A 15,662-nucleotide genomic window follows, 5' to 3' on the forward strand; every position below is an offset into this window, starting at 1 on the left:
GTGGCGTGGCGCGGCCGTCCCGCCGGGGCCCGCCGCTACCGTCGGCCCATGCAGCAGATCACACCCTGCCTCTGGTTCGACGACCGGGCCGAGGAAGCCGTCCGGTACTACACCTCGGTCGTTCCCGACTCCCGGATCACCGGCATCACCCACTACACCGAGGCGGGCCCCGGCACGGCCGGCACCGTGCTGACGGTCGCCTTCGAACTCGGCGGCCGCCCCTACGTCGCCCTCAACGGCGGCCCGATCTTCCCGTTCACCGAGGCCGTCTCGCTCCAGGTGCACTGCGACGACCAGGCGGAGGTGGACCGGCTCTGGGCGGCCCTGCTGGAGGGCGGCGGCCAGGAGGGGCCGTGCGGCTGGCTCAAGGACCGCTGGGGCCTGTCCTGGCAGGTCACCCCGCAGGTGCTGATCGACCTGGTCGCCGACCCGGACCGGGCCAAGGCCGCCCGGGTCACCGCGGCGATGCTGGAGATGCGCAAGATCGACATCCAGCGGCTGCTCGACGCCGCGGCGGGCTGAGCGGCCGGGGTCCGGGGTCGGGGGCCGGGGGTCCGGACCAGGCCCGGGGCTCAGCTCCGGGCGCCCGCCGACGCCTTCCCGCGCCGGCGGCGGCGGACCCGGGCGAGGACCGGGTCGCCGCGCAGCCAGCGGCGCAGCCTACCGAGCCGGGAGAACCGCTCCCGGCCCGCCACCGAGGCCCGGTCCAGCTCCTCCATCAGCCGCCGGGAGCGGTGCTCCAGGTCCAGTTCGTCGAGGATCCGGTCGACCTCGGTCAGCAGCGACCCGAGCAGGTGCCAGGAGTCCGGGTCGGCGCGGACCTGCTCCAGCAGCAGCCTGGCGACGTTCTCCCGGCTCGCCCAGGCGGCGGTCAGCTCGGCGGCGAGCCGCTCCTCGGCCTCCTCGGCGTTCCGGCTGACCTGGGTGGTGACCAGCACGGCGAAGCTCACCAGCGCGCCGCCGACATGCGCGAGCAGCTCCTCCATCGCCACCGCGAGGCCCGGCGCCACCAACGGCTCGCCGGGCCCGCGCCGTTTGGCGAGGTCGGTGAGCGAGCGCGAGATGACCCGGATCACCACCACGCAGATCTCCAGCGTGTCCAGGCCGGTGCGCAGCACCAGCCGGGAGAGCAGCCCCTCGCTGATCCGGGGGTTGAACCGGAGGCTGTCCTCGGCCTGGCGCAGCGCGGCATCGACGTCGGCGATCGCCTGGTCGAGCCGGCGGGCCTCGTGCAGCCGCTCGGCGGCGTCCTCGACGGCGGTGGGCCGGCCGAGCTGCTCGGCGAGGTCGAGCAGCAGGTGCCGGGCCCGGCGGGCCAGGTCCTCGATCGACTCGCCCGCGGTGTCCACCCAGACCGGCGGGGCGAACACCAGGTTGAACAGCAGGCCCACGCTCGCGCCGATCAGCGTCTCCAGCACCCGGTCCCAGGCCTGGGAGGCGAGTTTGGTGACGCCCAGGATCAGCATCGCGCTGATCGCGACCTCCTGGACGAACTCGTCCACCCGGACGAACCGGCCGATCACCAGCGAGGCCAGGATGATCAGCCCGAGGCTCCACCAGGAGAGCCCGACCACGGCGCTGAAGCCGATCGCGATCAGCACGCCGACGACCACCGAATTCACCCGGCGGATGCTGGTGGTGAGCGTCGAGTAGACGGTGACCTGGACCACCAGCAGCGCGGTCAGCGGGGCCGTCAGCGGGGCCGGTTCGCTGCTGAGCCAGGTCGCCACCACGTAGGAGAGGGTGGCGGCGACGGTCGCCCGGGCGGTCTGGACGGCGAAGGGTTCACGGGCGGCGCGGCGCAGCAGGCCGACCACGGAGTCCGGTAGCAGGGCCATGCGCACCTCCTTCCCCGCCCCCGGCTCCCACGGGTCGTTCCCGTGCCCCGTTTCGCACCGGTCTTCTCGCGCCGGTCTTCCGCGTCCCCCGCTTCCCACCGGTCCGGACCGCGACGGGCGGAACCGGGGGCTACTGCTTGCCGCGCCCCTCGCGCAGCAGCTTCCACGGCGCGAGCGCCGACTCGACCTGCACGCCGAGGCTCATCTTGGACGCGCCCTCGACCCGCTCCTCGAAGCGGATCGGCACCTCCTTGATGGTGAGCCCCTGGCGCACCACCCGGTGGTTCAGCTCGACCTGGAACGAGTAGCCGTTGCTGGTCACCGACGGCAGGTCGATGGCCCGCAGGGTCTGCGCCTTCCAGGCCTTGAAACCGGCGGTGGCGTCCCGAACGCCCAGCCCGAGGATGGTGTTCACGTAGAGGTTGGCCCAACTGGAGAGCGCCTTGCGGTGCCACGGCCACTCCTCGGCGGTCGACCCGCCCGGCACGTACCGGGAGCCGAGCACCACGGCCGTGTCGTCGGCCAGCAGGGTCTCCACCATCAGCGGCAGGACGGCGGCCGGGTGGGAGAGGTCGGCGTCCATCTGGACGACCACGTCCGCGTCGTCCTCCAGGGCCCGGGTCATGCCGGCCACGTAGGCGCGGCCGAGGCCGTTCTTCTCGGTGCGGTGCAGCACCGAGACCCGGCCCTCGGACTCGGCGGCCAGCTTGTCGGCCACCTCGCCGGTGCCGTCGGGGGAGTTGTCGTCGACGACCAGCAGATGCAGGTTCGGCAGGTCGAGCCCGGCCAGCAGGCCGGCGAGGACCGGAAGGTTCTCCCGCTCGTTGTAGGTGGGCACGACCACAACGACCTTCGGGGCGGCCTCGACCATGTTCTGTTCCCTCGCGAGTTCGGCGGCACGGCCGTCGGGCTGCGACGGCCGTGCGAGTCTAGCCGCGCCGCTTCGAACAGCGTCGCGCCGGACCACCCTCCGGACCCGGAGCACCCTTCGCCCGCGGGGGCCGGGCGCCGGTCACCCCGGCTGCCGGCCCCGGCCGCCGATGGCTCGGGCCGTCGGCCGGTCACCTGGACCGGCGGGCGCTCCACGCGGGGGCGACGATGCCGATCAGGCCGACGGCGAAGCCGAGCTGGAGCAGATGACGGATCCAGTCGATCCCGGAGGTGTGCCGGACGCCGATCCACCCGGCGACCGCGTTGCCCAGCCAGGCCCCGGCCGCGCCCAGCAGCATGGTCAGCCACCACGGGATGGCCTGCGGGCCGCGCAGGATCAGCTTGGCGATCACACCGAGCACGAAGCCGATGAGCAGAATCCACAGGAGCTGGAACATCGCATTCCACCTTTCGAGGCACGTTCCCTCATGATCGCCCGAACCGCGCGGCACGGCACGTCCAGACGCCGACCGCCGCGGTGCGGGCCGTCCGGGCCCCCGCCTGCCCCGTCCGCGCCGGACTACTCCCCGGGCCGCTCCCGGATCCCTCCCGGGGCCCCGTCCGGCCCTCGCGCCGGCCCCCGCCGCGGCCCGGGCGGCGATCGGGCCGGTCAGGCCCGGCGGTCCGGAGACGGACGAGTCTGGCGGGGGACGGTACCCAGCCGCTACGGTCTGGACCAGCCACCCGTCCGGCCTATCGGCCGCGCCCCGTCCTGGCCACATCCGGGAGTCGTCATCAGCACCCGATCCACCGTCAGTGCCGTTCCCGCCGCCGCAGCTTCGGCACTCGGGACGCCCGACGCGCTCACCCTGACCGACCTGCTCGACGACCGGGCCGCCCGGCACCCCGACCGGCCCGCGCTGATCGCCCCCGGCCGCCCGGCACTCGACTACCGGACGTGGCGGGAGCGGGCGGTGCGCGCCGCCCACGGGCTCGTCCGGGCGGGCGTCCGGCCGGGCGAGCGGGTGCTGCTGCTCTTCCCCAACCGCGCCTGGGACGCCTACGCGGTGGCCTTTCTGGCCGCGCACTACGCGGGCGCGGCGGCCGTCGTCGTCCGCGAGGACCTGAACGCCGAGGACACCGCACGGCTGGCCGGCGACAGCGGGGCGGTCATCGCGGTCGCAGCCGCCTCCACCGCCGCCTCCACCTCCGCCTCCGCCGCCTCCATCTCCGCCGCCTCCGTCGACGACGAGCGGGCCACCGCGGCCGGACTCCGCTGCCTGCCGCTGGCCGCACTGGAGGCCGACGGCACCGGCCGTGGCGAGCGCGACGGCGCGCAGGAACCGCCGCACCGCCCCACCCCCGGCGACCTCGCCCAGGTCATCGGCACCTCCGGCACCACCGGCGCTCCCAAGGGCGTGCACGCCGCCCACGCCAGCCTGACGGCCGGCCAGCGGCTCGACCCGCGACCGCGCCCGTACGCCCACTCCGCGCACGCCGTGCACGCCTTCCCGATCGGCACCAACGCGGCCCAGGTGGTGCTGGTCAACGCACTGGTCGCCGCGCCCGCCACGATCTGCCTGCCGCGCTTCGACGCCGAGGAGTTCGGGCGGACCGTCGCCGAACACCGAGCCGGCACCGTCTTCCTGGTGCCCTCGATGGCCGTCGAACTGCTCAACTCCGGTGCGATCGGGCGGCACGACCTGAGCAGCGTCCTGCTGATCAGCTCCTCCGCCGCCGCCCTGCCCGCCCCCGTCGCCGCCGCCCTGCGCGAAGCCCTGCCGACCGCGACCCTGGTCAACACCTACACCTCCGCCGAGGCGTCGCCCGCCCAGATATCCGCCGTCGTCGACGCCCGCCGGCCCGGCTCGGTCGGCCGCCCCGCCAACCCGGCCGACCTGCGGCTGCTCGACGAGCACGGGCAGCCGGTCGCGACCGGCACCGTCGGCGAGGTCTGGCTGCGCCAGCCGGGACCCCCGCGCGGCTACACGGCCGGCGCGCAGGCCACGGCCGCCGTCTTCCGCGACGGCTGGGTGCGGATGGGGGACCTCGGCCGGCTCGACGCCGACGGCTACCTGCACCTGGTCGACCGGGAGAGCGACATCATCAAGTCCGGCGCCCTCAAGGTCTCCACGCTGCGCATCGAGGACGTCCTGCACGCCCACCCGCGGGTCGCCGACGCGGCCGCGCTCGGCCTCCCGCACCCCGTCATGGGCGCCGTGCCGGTGGCCGCCGTGGTGCCCGCCGCCGACGGCCTGGACCTCGACGAACTGCGGCTCTTCCTCGCCGCCCGCCTCGGCCGGTCCGAACTGCCGGTCCGGATCCTGGTCACCGACCGGCTGCCCCGCAACCCCAGCGGCAAGGTCGTCAAGCACGAACTGCGGGTCCGCTTCGACACCCCCGCCGGGGCACCGGCCGGCACCCCGCCCACCACCGGCACCGAAACCGCCCTCGCCGCGGTCTGGCGCAAGGTGCTCGGCCGACCGGTCGCGGCCGTGGAGGAGGAGTTCTTCGCCCTCGGCGGCGACTCCTTCCGCGCCGTCCAGCTCGCCGCCGCCGTCTCCGCCGAGTTCGGCGTCACCGCCACCACCGCCCTGGTCTTCGAACGGCCCTCGCTGCGCGCCCAGGCCGCCTGGATCGGCACCGCGCCCAGGACCGCCGGGGCCGCGCCGCCGGTGGACGACGCCGCGCTCTCCCCGTTCCTGCGCGAACTGCGCGCCCAGCCCCACGACATCCCGCTCACCTCCCAGCAGGAGAACTTCCTGCGCTGGACGGCCGAGGCCGAGGGCCGCAACGTCGGCGCGGTCGCCGTGATGTTCCGCGTCACCGAGGCACTGGACCCGGGCCTGCTGACCGAGGCCCTGTACGAGGCGGTGCGCCGCCACCCCGCGCTGCGCACCCGCTTCGTGCCCGTGCCCGGCGCCCTGCCGGGCGTCCGGCGCGCCGTCGTCGACCCCGAGCCGCAGGTGGAGGCCATCCTGGTCGACGCCCCGGGCGAGAGCGACGACGAGGTGTCGGCCCGGTTGATCGCCGTCCGGGACCGGCTCACCGACGTCGGCGAGGGCCCGATGACCGGCCTCGCCGTGGTCAGCCGGGCCGCCGACGACCACGCGGTGCTGCTCGCCGTCCACCACATCGTCAGTGACGGCTGGTCGGTCGGTGTGCTGCTGCGCGACCTCGGCGTCATCTACTCGGCCCTGCGCCGCGGCCGCCCGGCGCCCCCGCCCCGGCCGATGCCGACACTCGGCGAGCTGGTCACCCGCGCCAACGCCAACTGGCCGGTCGCCCGCGCCCACTTCGCCCGCACCCTGGCCGGCGCGCCGGAGGCGGTGCACCCCTTCCCGGGCCGCGCCGACACCGAGACGGTGCTCAGCGCCGCCCACCGGCTCACCGTCCCCGCCGAGCGGGCCGCCGCCCTCCGCGCCCGGGCCGCCGAGGCCGGGGCGACCCCCTTCCAGGTCCTCGCCACCGTCTGGCTGGGCCTGCTCGCGGAGCGCAGCGGCCAGGACGACCTGGTCCTGATGACCCCCGTCCCCGGCCGCACCTCGCCCGAGGCCGAACAGGCCGTCGGCTGCTTCGTCCAGTCCCTCCTGCTGCGGGTCGACGCCTCCGGCGGGCCCGGCTTCGCCGAGCTCCTCGCCCGCGTCCGCGACACCGCCACCTCGGCCCTGGACCACCAGCTCTACCCCTTCGCGGAGTTCAGCCCGCTGGTGCCGTTCGCCGCCTGGCTCCGCTACGAGAGCTGGAACGCCCCCGCCCAGCTCCCCGGCCTCGCCTGCACCGCCTGGGAGGTCCCGCGCAGCGCCACCGTGCCCTACCCGATGCCCGGCGGCGACCGCCACGTCCCCGAACTCGCCGCAACCGAACAGCCCGACGGCTCCCTGGTCTGCTGGCTCCGCTACAACGAGCACGCCTTCACCCCGGCCGCCGTCGAATCCCTCGCCACCGCCCTGGAGGCCCGCCTCACGGAGGCCGCCGGCGGCTGAGCCAGGGTGACTGTCGGTGGGGGGTGCCATGATCCCCGGGAGCGAGCTGAGGAGAGCACTGTGGGTACCTGGGACATCGGCCACTTCGACAACGACAGCGCGGCGGACTTCTGCGCCGGCCTGGACGAGGCCGCAGCGGGTGAACGGGAGGGCGTGGTCCGCCGCGCGCTGACAATGGCCGCCGACACGGGGGCCGACGACTACCTGGACTACGACGAGGCGGTGGAGGCGGTGGCCGCCGCCGCCCTCGTCGCGTCCCAGTGCCCCGACGGGGTGCCGGTCACCAGCGCCTACGGGCCCGACCAGCCCCTCCCGGTGTTCGCGGCCGATCTGCGGCCGCTCGCGGCGGCGGCCCTGGACCGGGTGGTCGCCGAGGAGTCCGAGCTCGCCGAGCTCTGGGACGAGGGCGGGGAGGGAGCGGCCTGGCGTCGTACCGTCCGGGAGCTCCGCGACGTTCTCGCGCCGGTGCCCGGGCCGGCTCCGGAGGCGCTGTTCGAGCTCTCCTGATGATCAATCAGACTGCCTGCCCCGCGTTGCCGGTGGCGTCGAACCGGGCGCGAAGTGCGGTGGCGCCGCCCCACGCGAGCCAGTCGCCGAGGGTGCGCAGCCCGGGGTGGAGCACCCGCAGTGCCTCGATGTCGACCCGCCAGCGGTGGCCCTCGGCCCACTGCCGGCGGACTTCGGCGAGACCGGGGTGCAGCGCGGCGGCCTCGTCGTGGCCGATCTGCTCGTAGCGCAGCGCCCTCCCGGTCGCGGCGGCGATCGCGGCGACCGCCTCGACCGGGGTCGGCGCGTCACCGGCCAGCTCCAGCGTCCGGCCGGCGAACCGCTCCGGCTGCTCGAAGGCCAGCGCCGCGAACTCGGCGATGTCCTCGACGGCGATGATCTGGAGGGGCTCGTCCGGCGGGAAGAGGTGCCGGTGGACCCCGTCCGTGAACCCGTCGAGGCCCACCCCGGCGACCCCGAGGTAGTTCGTCATGAACCGCACCGGCCGCAGCACCGTCACCTGCCCGATCCGCTCGCGCAGGTACTGCTCGGTGCGGCGCTTTCCGGGGGCCGCGAACGCCGCGCCGGTGGTGGAGGCGACACCGGTGAACACCACCTGGCGCACCCCCGTGACGGCCAGCTCGGCCCCGGCCTCCGCGAGCGCCACGGCGGCGGGCGCCGAGGAGTCCCGCACCAGCGCGCGCACCGGACGTCCGGCGGACAGCAGTCGTCGGGCCGTCGCCCCGCCCTGGTTCCCGGTGGCGCCGGTCACGGCGACGGTGCTCCGGGCGGTGTCATCGGTTTCGGTGGTCATGTCGTCCTCCCTCGCCCCGGTCTGTGCTTCACCCCGGGGATCTGGGATACTCCAACCCGTTTGACTCCCGGGGTACAAGGGGTTTCGTGACGTGACGACGGTGACCGGCGCGGGCGACCGGAGCGACGCCCGCCGCAACCGGGCCAGGGTGCTGTCGGCGGCGGGCGAGGCGTTCGCGGAGCGGGGGCTCGATGTCCCGCTCGGGGACATCGCCCGCCGGGCGGGCGTCGGCGCCGGCACGGTGTACCGGCACTTCCCGAGCAAGCACGCCCTCGTCGAGGCGGTGTTCGCCCAGCAGTTGGGCGAGCTGGTCGCCTCCGGCGAGCGGCGGATGTCCCGGTCCGCGCCCACCGAGGCCTTCTTCGGATTCATCCTGGAGGTGGTCGGCACCACCCGCAGCCGCGCGACCGTCTGCGACGCGCTGGACGCCGACGCGAGCTGGCCGCGTCCGGTGCTGACCGCGACGGTGGCGCGCCTGCACCAGCTCCTGGAGACGCTGCTGCGGGCCGCGCAGCGGGACGGCGGCGTCCGGCCGGAGATCGGCCCCGACGACGTGGTGGCCCTCACCGTGGGGTGTGCCGCGATGCTGAGGGTCCGTCACGACCGCGCGGCCGGGATCCGGCTCGTCCGGCTGACCCTGGACGGCCTGCGACCGTCCGCCCCGGTTGTCACGGAAGGACGCTCCTTTCGTGACAACCGGGGCCCGCACCCCGCCCCGGCCTGCGAGCAGTGCGGCACCGTGCTCACCCTCCGCCCCACCGGCCGCCCGGCCCGTTACTGCGGCGCTGCCTGCCGCCAGCGTGCCCACCGCAGCCGCCCCTCCCCCTGAACCGGGTCCTCTCCCCGGCCGACGTCGTCAGACGGACCCGGTGGGAGGCTCGGCGGGCCGGGGCAGACACGGCGGGGTCGAGGCCGGTGCGGGCGCGCTCGGACCGGGGACGCTCGGAGCGGGGGACGGGGTGGCGCACTCGTCGGGGTACATCGGCCCGATCATCGAGACCCGGTTCACCTGGTAGGGGCCCTGTCCGTACCAGCCGTGGAACGTGACGGTCACCTCGTGGCTGTTGCCGATCGCGAGGGTCGTGGCCAGGGACCGCCAGTTCGGCCCGTCGGCCCAGAGGGTCACCTCGCCGCTGCCCGTCCCGGTGCCGGAGACGGTGACGAAGGTGTAGGCGCCGGCCATGGAGGCCGAGAAGCTGTACCGCGTGCTGGCCACCACCGGCACCCGCTGCGTGCAGCCGGCGAAACTCTGCCCACCTGGGCGTCCCTCGACGCCCCGGTCGGTCTGCGTGAACTCGCCTTCGCAGGTCCAGCCGCGGGCCAGCGGGTCGCGGAACTCGCCGTTCTTGATCCATTCCACCGGCGCCGGCTGGGCTGCGGCGGAACCGTTCGCGGCCACGGCGGCCGCACCGGCCAGGACGAGGGTGCCGAGGACGGCGCTGAGGGGGTTGCCGCCAAGGGCACGGCGGGGGCGTGACGGGCGCATGGGTGTCTCCGGGTGTGGGGGAGGGCCGACCGTCAGGGGATGTACGTGCGCTGGCAGGTGGGCGTGGGCGTGGGCGAAGGCGATCCGGGGCCGTCGGTGCCCGTCGGCGACGGGCTCTCGGGCTCCCCGCAGGGAGGCGGCGGGTACCCGGGGCCGCTGAAGGACACCCGTCGCACGTCGTACGCCGGCTGCTCGTACCAGCCGTGGAAGTACACGGTCAGCTCGGTGGTGTCCGGCCCGGTGTCGACCTGCGCCGACAGGTTGTTCCAATCGCTCCGGCTCGACCAGGTCGAGGCGTTCTCGCCCCCTGCTCCCGTGACGCCGACGAAGGCGAACGAGCCGCGCACCGTGGCGGACAGCAGGTAGTGGGAGTTCGGCAGCACCCGCACCCGCTGCGTGCACCGGGCATTGTTGTCGGCGGTCGGATACCCCGTCACGTAGTGGTCGTGCGGGATGCTGCTGGACCCGACGCTACCGTCGCATTTCCAGATCCACGGGTAGGAGTCGAAGCCCCCGTTGAGGATCAGATCGGCGTGCGGCTGCGGATCCGCCGCACCGGCGGCGAACCCGGCGCTGGACGCCAGCCCGACGGTCGAGGCGGCCGCCGCGAGGGCGCTCACGGCGAGCCCGACGGAGAGTCGGCCGCGCCGGCGGCCGGGTCGGGACAGAACGATTGCACGCATGCCGTCTCCAGGTGGGGGAGTACCGATGGGGGCAGCGGTGCGAGGGAGTGGACCACACCCTGGTGGACCCGGCCGCTCCCGTCAAGGGTCCTGGACGGGAGCGGCCGGGCAGGTGGCATCAGGTCAGGGCTTCTCGCCCTCGGCCCAGGTGATGTCCATCTGGTCGATGAAGTAGCGGCCGTCGAAGCGGAGGAAGACCTTGGAGCTGGTGTCGTTGTCCGCGCCCTCTCTGTCAGCCTTGGGTGAGACGTCCCGCTTTGTCGGGTTAGCCTGAGAGGGCCCGAGTAGGAGTTCCGCCCCTGATGACCAGCACCAATCCGTCCGCCGACCCGGCTCCCCGGCCGAGGCGCCGCACGTTCAGCCCCGAGTACAAGCTGCGGATCGTCGCCGAGTACGACGCCGCGCCCGAGGGCGAGAAGGGCGCGGTCCTGCGCCGCGAGCGCCTGTACCACTCGCACGTCACCGAGTGGCGGGCCGCGCGCGATGCCGGGGCCCTGGAGAACCTGGTCGACCGGCGCACGAGCCCGGCCCGTCCGAAGAAGTCCGCCGCCGAGGCCGAGAACGAGAAGCTGCGCCGGCAGGTGGAACGGCTGGAGAAGGAGCTCGCCCGGAACAAGGCCGCGCTGGAGGTCCTGGGAAAAGCGTCGGCGCTCTTGGAAATGATCTCCGAGAGCGCGGACTGACGCACGCCGCCGACCCGGTCGTGGACGAGGCGTTCACCGCTGTCGAACACGAGTTGGGCACCACGGCCGCGTGCCGGCTGACCGGCCGCTCCCGGGCCACCCACTACCGCAGGCTGAAGCCGCCGCCCGCGCGCCAGCCCAGGTCCCCGCAGGTCCAGCCGTCGGCCCTGTGAAGATCAGTCAGTGGTAGTAAACGATGGGTGATGCGGTCCGGGTAGCGGGCTGCCGCGAGCCGTGCATGGCGAAGGTCAGCCCCGTCGATCTGCCCCTCCGGGTGGACGGTCACCGCGTCGAGGCGCCGCTCTGGAGGTAGCGCGGCGGCAGCGATGACCGCGATGCTCGTGGAGTCGAGTCCGCCGGAGAGATCGCACGAAAGCGCGGGGTCCAAGGCAGTTCGCAGAGCGACTGCTCGTTCGAGGGCGTCCCGGAGTCGGACGTGGGGCAGCGGCCTTTCGGCCGGCGTCGGTCGCCAGCATGTGCTGATCCTCAGTGGTGCGCCGGTCGCGGGCAGCTCGATGCGTGCACCAGGTGGTAACTGCTGAACGCCGACGAAGAAGGAGCGTGTGTCGGCCAACGCTGGGACCGATGGCAGGAACACTGCGCAGGCCAAGCGTTCGGTGTCGATGGTGGCCCTGGTCAGAGCGGCGAGAAGCCGGGCGGACGTGGACCAGGCCCAGCATCCGTTCCACAGGGTTGCGTACACCGGCAGGGAGGCGGCGGGGTCGGTGTGCACAATGACACCCCGGGCGGTCTCCTCGACCACGGCGTACGTACCGGGCCAGCGCCAGGTGATGTCCGAAGCCGGGTCGGACGTTATGTGCTGAGACAGTTCGGCGTCATCCGCCCCACAGCGGCCGATGAGGAAGATCCTGTGATCCTTGGCGAAGGTCGACAGAATCCGTACGGGTCCATTGCCGAGACGCCAGGATGGTGATCCGGGCGCCACGGGTGCGGCTCCGGCCGGCCGTGGGCGGGGAGCGACTGCGGAGCTGAATCCACCGTAGAACATGCTTCCTCCCGGGAGCATCGACAGACGTGGTGCGGCCTCGGTGGACCGAGGCCGCACCACTTGGGCGTCAGCAGTTGTAGGCGCGGCGCTTGTCTTCGGCGCTTCCCTTGCCCTGGCCCTCGGTGAGAGCGGTGAGGTCGCCGATCTCGACGGTCGTGTCGTCGTCCTCCGGCTCGGTGGTCTGCTGATCGATCATGGATGGCCTCCTGGGAATGAGGTGGGTGTGTTCTCCCGGGACCGCATTGGGCGGGCCCGGGATCGACCGCAGTGAAGCGGTCACTCCTGCTCCGATGTCAGGGGCAGGAAGCCGTGGGGTGCTGTGCGAAGAAATGGTCCTGGTGAGGAGTGTTGCCAGGTGGCCGCAGTATCCGTGCGCGACGTCGGCCGGACAATCGGCGCGTGATCGAACGGGCCGTACGGCGAGGGCTCCTGAGGAACTGCCTCCGAGTCAGGGGCTGTGCGGGGATTCCAAGCTCTGCCCACACCTTCTTGCCGTGGTCGGTTCGCTCGCACCCATGGTTGAGGGCCAGTCGCTGGACGAGCAGCATGCCGCGGCCCGATTCCGCCTCCGGGGAGGCGGCACGCGCGCTCGGGAGATCGGTGGAGTCGTCGTGAACCTCGATCAGCAGCCTCTGCCGGTTCGGGTTGATGCGCAGACCGACGGTCAAAGTCGCTCCAGTGCCGTGCTGGACCGCATTGGCCACGAGTTCGGAGGTGATCACCGCAATGGAGTCCCTGGCGCAGTCGTCCAAGTGGACGTTCCAGTCCGCGAGCAGGGTCTGGATCCATCGTCTTGTCCGGGGAACAGCAATGGGAACACGGGGTACGGCGGCCGATGAGCTGTGCGAAGGCATGGCTGGGAACCCTTCGGTATGTGAGCAAAGGGGGGAGTGCGAGCATGTCCGACCCGTGTGGGAAGTCTGCTTGGCCGGGGGAGTGGGCTGCTCCGGCCACCTGACGTACAGTCAACAGGCATGCGCCAGGAGTGAGCGCGGTGGAGGGTCCTCTGCTGCTTGAAACCCTTGAAACCGGAGCCGGGAGACGAGGCCCATGGTGAGCGGACGGACGGCGAACCTGAAACTGGCGCACCTGCTCACAGAGTGCCGGTGGAGAAGCAATGGCGAGTTCGCGCGTGCGATCAACCGGGCCGGTACCGAGGGCGGCTTCAGGCTCAAGTACGACGAGTCGGCGGTGTCGCACTGGCTCTCCGGTACGCGTCCCATGGCCAAGTACCGGCAAGTGGTGCTGGAGGTTCTGAGCCGGCGTCTTGAGCGGGTTGTCACGGCATTCGAGGCAGGATTCGTGGATCGGCCCGATGAGCAGGAACCGTCCGTGGATATGGTGGAAGGACTGGTCGACCTCGGGAGTGCCGACATGGATCCATCGCGCAGAGGCGTGCTCGGGGCTGGCCTCTACTCAGTAGCGCTGACCATTCCCGGGTGGCCGGACGTGGTGGGGAGGTTCGAGAGGCTCGGGTCCGATCCGCATGCCAGGATCGGGATGGGTGAGGTCGAGTCCGTCATTGCCATGACGGAGCGGATCAGTGAGATCGACGACCAGTTCGGCGGGCGCACCGCGCGGCCCATGGCGGCGGCGTTCATGGTCAACAACATCGTCCCGTACCTTCGCGCCACGGCTTCGGACGAGGTGCGCAGGGCGATGCTCTCCGCTGCGGCCGACCACCTCTATCTGACGGGGTACATGGCCGTCGACGAACGGCTGGACACGCTGGGGCAGAGCTACTACACCAAGGCGCTGGAGCTCGCGCTCGCGGCCGGTGACCATCTCACGTACTGCACCACGTTGCGTGGCATGAGCGTGCAGGCCGTCGAACTCGGTCACGGGGCGGAGGCGGTACGGCTTGCGGATGCGGCGTCGAGTGCCTCGCCGCAGGCCGGGCCGAGGATGCGGGCCTTCCTGGCCGGGCAGCAGGCGCATTCCCTCGCGCGGACCGGCGATCGCGCGGGGGCGCTGGCGATGCTGCGTGCGGCGGAAGTCGCCATGGAGCAGGCCGAGTCCAAGGCCAAGGCGCACGGCTCGTACGATCCCGCGTCGCTCGCCTATCACGTGGCGCAGGTGAACCATGAACTCGGCGACCGGGAAGGGGCGATCAGGGCGCTGCAACGCTCCGAGAAGGTCAGGCCCGCCGTGTACCGGCGGGCCCGGGTGCGTCATCGGGCGATGCTGGCCGAGTGGCAGGTCGAGGCCGGGCGGGTCGAAGAAGCCGTGCAGAACTGGCACTTGGCCTTGGACGACTACCCGCAGGTGCAGTCCGGTCGGACGGACGACCGGTTCCGGGCGATGGTCGCGGCGGTTCGCCCGCACCGCCGCGATGCGCGGGTGCGGGAGCTGCTGGAGCGGGCGCGGCCGATGGCGGGTGTGCGGAGGGGCTGAATCAGCCCAGCAGGGTGGCGAGTTCGGACTCGAAGAGGACCTCGGCGTCGAAGCCCATGCCGCCGAAGTGGCCGGCCAGTTCCAGCGACAGGACGCCGTGGAGGCGGGTCCAGAGGCTGAGGAACAGGGCGAGTGCCTCCGGTGGGGCGGGGTGGTCGGCCGCCCAGGTGCGGTGGTCGGCGAGGTGGGTGGCGAGCGGTGACTCCGGGGTGCCCTGGGGGAGCGCGGCCGCGCAGGCGTCGATGAGCGTCACCGCGATCTCCTGGGAGATCGCCCTCGTGTCCTCGGGGGCCTCGTAACCGGGTACCGGGGTGCCGTAGAGCAGCAGGTAGCGCTGCGGGTCGGCGAGGGCCCAGGTGCGCAGGGTGCGGGCGAGGCCGGGCAGGTCGGCGCCGGTGGCGGCGGCCGCGCTGAGGGTGTCGGCGAGGTCGCGGTAGGCCTCGCGGACGAGTTCGGTGATCAGCTCGTCCCGGTTGGCGAAGTAGCGGTAGAGCGCGGGGCCGCTCATGCCCATCTGCTTGGCGATCGCGTTGAGCGAGAGTGCGGAGGCGCCGGCGGTGGCGATCTGTTCCCAGGCGCGTTCCATGACCTCGGCGCGGACCTGGGTGCGGTAGCGCTCGCGGGGGGTGGTGGGGTCGCTCTTCGCCATGGTGGGGGTCGCCTCTCGAATGCGTTGGTTAGAGGGTATCACGGAAGCTATTGACTCTTGGGGCGGCAAGGAGTTAGAACTTCTAACAAGCAGAACGAGGGCTAGGGAAGGAAATGCCATGTTCGGTATGCGTAAGGCAGGAATCCGGGCCGCCGTGATCACGGTTCCGCTGGTTGTCGGGCTGTTGGGCGGCGCCGCGGCCCCGGCCGGGGCGCACTCCGCGAAGCCCGCCAAGGGGCTCACCTGCCGGGGAGCCGGGGTCGACCCGGCCGCGCAGATCCGGTACCGGACCGAGGCCGTGATCAACGCGCCGCTGGACGTGATCTGGAAGCTGCAGACGGACGTCCACCGCTGGCCGTCCTGGCAGCAGGCGGTCAGCAGCGCCGAGCGGCTGGACCGCGGGCGGTTCCGCGCCGGGTCGGCCTTCCACTGGACGACGCCGATCCCGCCCGAGGTCGGGATCCCGGCCACCGCCCTGGACATCACCTCGACCGTGCGGCAGGTCGAGGACCGCTCCTGCATCCGCTGGACCGGCCCGGCGGACGGGGAGGGCCTGCACATCGACGGTGTGCACGTCTGGAACTTCACCAAGGTGCGGGGCGGGGTGCGGGTGAGCACCGAGGAGACCCACACCGGGCCGCAGGTCGACGCCGACGTGCCGCTGGCGACCGCCATCCTGCGGACGGGGCTGGAGGCGTGGCTGACCGACCTCAAGGCTGCCGCCGAGGCCAGGGCGCGGTGAAGCGGGGGGCGGGCGGTGGCCC

Annotated in this window: 17 protein-coding genes; 7 read left to right on the forward strand and 10 right to left on the reverse strand. The window is 73.0% G+C overall.

Annotated elements, in window-relative coordinates; genetic code table 11:
- Positions 1-48: 48 nt before the first annotated feature.
- A complete protein-coding gene (locus OG715_RS38340) occupies positions 49-522 on the forward strand; it encodes a VOC family protein (RefSeq protein ID WP_266272620.1) in 474 nt (157 codons plus the stop codon).
- 50 nt (positions 523-572) lie between these two features.
- Here the strand turns inward: OG715_RS38340 and OG715_RS38345 are convergent, their stop codons facing one another.
- The 3 genes from OG715_RS38345 to OG715_RS38355 form a co-directional block, all read right to left on the reverse strand.
- The gene (locus OG715_RS38345) at positions 573-1,838 is read right to left on the reverse strand and encodes an FUSC family protein (RefSeq protein ID WP_266272619.1); all 1,266 of its coding nucleotides are present in this window, start codon (positions 1,836-1,838) and stop codon (positions 573-575) included.
- Between the two features lie 130 nt (positions 1,839-1,968).
- Complete coding sequence (locus OG715_RS38350; protein ID WP_266272618.1) at positions 1,969-2,709, reverse strand: polyprenol monophosphomannose synthase; 741 nt, start codon at positions 2,707-2,709, stop codon at positions 1,969-1,971.
- Between the two features lie 190 nt (positions 2,710-2,899).
- The gene (locus OG715_RS38355) at positions 2,900-3,166 is read right to left on the reverse strand and encodes a GlsB/YeaQ/YmgE family stress response membrane protein (RefSeq protein WP_266272617.1); all 267 of its coding nucleotides are present in this window, start codon (positions 3,164-3,166) and stop codon (positions 2,900-2,902) included.
- A 420-nt stretch (positions 3,167-3,586) separates the two neighbouring features.
- On the opposite strand from OG715_RS38355, the gene OG715_RS38360 reads away from it, so the two are divergent.
- Positions 3,587-6,694, forward strand: a complete 3,108-nt coding sequence (locus OG715_RS38360) for an AMP-binding protein (protein ID WP_327064239.1) — start codon at positions 3,587-3,589, stop codon at positions 6,692-6,694.
- A 60-nt stretch (positions 6,695-6,754) separates the two neighbouring features.
- Positions 6,755-7,201 carry a DUF4259 domain-containing protein gene (locus OG715_RS38365; protein ID WP_266272616.1) on the forward strand — a complete coding sequence of 149 codons (447 nt, stop codon included), beginning with the start codon at positions 6,755-6,757 and terminating at the stop codon, positions 7,199-7,201.
- 7 nt (positions 7,202-7,208) lie between these two features.
- Here the strand turns inward: OG715_RS38365 and OG715_RS38370 are convergent, their stop codons facing one another.
- Entirely contained in the window at positions 7,209-7,994 is a 786-nt protein-coding gene (locus OG715_RS38370) for an NmrA family NAD(P)-binding protein (protein WP_266272615.1), read from the reverse strand.
- A gap of 91 nt (positions 7,995-8,085) precedes the next feature.
- Here OG715_RS38370 and OG715_RS38375 point away from each other — a divergent pair, with 91 nt between their 5' ends.
- Complete coding sequence (locus OG715_RS38375) at positions 8,086-8,823, forward strand: TetR/AcrR family transcriptional regulator (protein WP_266272613.1); 738 nt, start codon at positions 8,086-8,088, stop codon at positions 8,821-8,823.
- A gap of 27 nt (positions 8,824-8,850) precedes the next feature.
- Here OG715_RS38375 and OG715_RS38380 read toward each other — a convergent pair whose 3' ends face one another.
- Together OG715_RS38380 and OG715_RS38385 are read right to left on the reverse strand one after the other, a co-directional pair.
- Positions 8,851-9,480, reverse strand: a complete 630-nt coding sequence (locus tag OG715_RS38380; RefSeq protein WP_266272611.1) for a hypothetical protein — start codon at positions 9,478-9,480, stop codon at positions 8,851-8,853.
- A gap of 32 nt (positions 9,481-9,512) precedes the next feature.
- A complete protein-coding gene (locus OG715_RS38385) occupies positions 9,513-10,163 on the reverse strand; it encodes a carbohydrate binding domain-containing protein (RefSeq protein ID WP_266272610.1) in 651 nt (216 codons plus the stop codon).
- Positions 10,164-10,465: 302 nt separating this feature from the next.
- Here OG715_RS38385 and OG715_RS38390 point away from each other — a divergent pair, with 302 nt between their 5' ends.
- Positions 10,466-10,846: a hypothetical protein gene (locus tag OG715_RS38390; protein WP_266272609.1), complete on the forward strand. Its 381-nt coding sequence runs from the start codon at positions 10,466-10,468 to the stop codon at positions 10,844-10,846.
- Between the two features lie 103 nt (positions 10,847-10,949).
- Here OG715_RS38390 and OG715_RS38395 read toward each other — a convergent pair whose 3' ends face one another.
- From OG715_RS38395 to OG715_RS42550, 3 genes are all read right to left on the reverse strand, one after another.
- Positions 10,950-11,873 (reverse strand): albusnodin/ikarugamycin family macrolactam cyclase, encoded by a 924-nt coding sequence (locus OG715_RS38395; protein ID WP_327064185.1) that lies wholly within the window; start codon positions 11,871-11,873, stop codon positions 10,950-10,952.
- A 49-nt stretch (positions 11,874-11,922) separates the two neighbouring features.
- Complete coding sequence (locus OG715_RS38400) at positions 11,923-12,051, reverse strand: albusnodin family lasso peptide (protein ID WP_266272607.1); 129 nt, start codon at positions 12,049-12,051, stop codon at positions 11,923-11,925.
- A 97-nt stretch (positions 12,052-12,148) separates the two neighbouring features.
- Positions 12,149-12,709, reverse strand: a complete 561-nt coding sequence (locus OG715_RS42550) for an ATP-binding protein (protein WP_353962754.1) — start codon at positions 12,707-12,709, stop codon at positions 12,149-12,151.
- Between the two features lie 196 nt (positions 12,710-12,905).
- Between OG715_RS42550 and OG715_RS38405 the strand changes: the two genes are divergently transcribed.
- Positions 12,906-14,249, forward strand: coding sequence for a tetratricopeptide repeat protein (locus tag OG715_RS38405; protein ID WP_266272606.1), 1,344 nt, complete (start codon positions 12,906-12,908; stop codon positions 14,247-14,249).
- Between the two features lies 1 nt (position 14,250).
- Here the strand turns inward: OG715_RS38405 and OG715_RS38410 are convergent, their stop codons facing one another.
- Positions 14,251-14,898, reverse strand: coding sequence for a TetR/AcrR family transcriptional regulator (locus OG715_RS38410; protein WP_266272605.1), 648 nt, complete (start codon positions 14,896-14,898; stop codon positions 14,251-14,253).
- Positions 14,899-15,016: 118 nt separating this feature from the next.
- Here OG715_RS38410 and OG715_RS38415 point away from each other — a divergent pair, with 118 nt between their 5' ends.
- A complete protein-coding gene (locus OG715_RS38415) occupies positions 15,017-15,640 on the forward strand; it encodes an SRPBCC family protein (protein ID WP_266272604.1) in 624 nt (207 codons plus the stop codon).
- Positions 15,641-15,662: the final 22 nt, after the last annotated feature.

Source organism: Kitasatospora purpeofusca (genome assembly GCF_036010405.1).
In the GTDB taxonomy this organism is placed as follows: Bacteria; Actinomycetota; Actinomycetes; order Streptomycetales; family Streptomycetaceae; genus Kitasatospora; species Kitasatospora purpeofusca.

Bases quoted from the DNA above. Each gene is read 5' to 3' on its own strand.
- OG715_RS38340 (WP_266272620.1), top strand. From the start codon at position 49: ATGCAGCAGATCACACCCTGCCTCTGGTTCGACGACCGGGCCGAGGAA.
- OG715_RS38345 (WP_266272619.1), bottom strand. From the start codon at position 1,838: ATGGCCCTGCTACCGGACTCCGTGGTCGGCCTGCTGCGCCGCGCCGCC.
- OG715_RS38350 (WP_266272618.1), bottom strand. From the start codon at position 2,709: ATGGTCGAGGCCGCCCCGAAGGTCGTTGTGGTCGTGCCCACCTACAAC.
- OG715_RS38355 (WP_266272617.1), bottom strand. From the start codon at position 3,166: ATGTTCCAGCTCCTGTGGATTCTGCTCATCGGCTTCGTGCTCGGTGTG.
- OG715_RS38370 (WP_266272615.1), bottom strand. From the start codon at position 7,994: ATGACCACCGAAACCGATGACACCGCCCGGAGCACCGTCGCCGTGACC.
- OG715_RS38380 (WP_266272611.1), bottom strand. From the start codon at position 9,480: ATGCGCCCGTCACGCCCCCGCCGTGCCCTTGGCGGCAACCCCCTCAGC.
- OG715_RS38385 (WP_266272610.1), bottom strand. From the start codon at position 10,163: ATGCGTGCAATCGTTCTGTCCCGACCCGGCCGCCGGCGCGGCCGACTC.
- OG715_RS38390 (WP_266272609.1), top strand. From the start codon at position 10,466: ATGACCAGCACCAATCCGTCCGCCGACCCGGCTCCCCGGCCGAGGCGC.
- OG715_RS38395 (WP_327064185.1), bottom strand. From the start codon at position 11,873: ATGCTCCCGGGAGGAAGCATGTTCTACGGTGGATTCAGCTCCGCAGTC.
- OG715_RS38400 (WP_266272607.1), bottom strand. From the start codon at position 12,051: ATGATCGATCAGCAGACCACCGAGCCGGAGGACGACGACACGACCGTC.
- OG715_RS42550 (WP_353962754.1), bottom strand. From the start codon at position 12,709: ATGCCTTCGCACAGCTCATCGGCCGCCGTACCCCGTGTTCCCATTGCT.
- OG715_RS38405 (WP_266272606.1), top strand. From the start codon at position 12,906: ATGGTGAGCGGACGGACGGCGAACCTGAAACTGGCGCACCTGCTCACA.
- OG715_RS38410 (WP_266272605.1), bottom strand. From the start codon at position 14,898: ATGGCGAAGAGCGACCCCACCACCCCCCGCGAGCGCTACCGCACCCAG.
- OG715_RS38415 (WP_266272604.1), top strand. From the start codon at position 15,017: ATGTTCGGTATGCGTAAGGCAGGAATCCGGGCCGCCGTGATCACGGTT.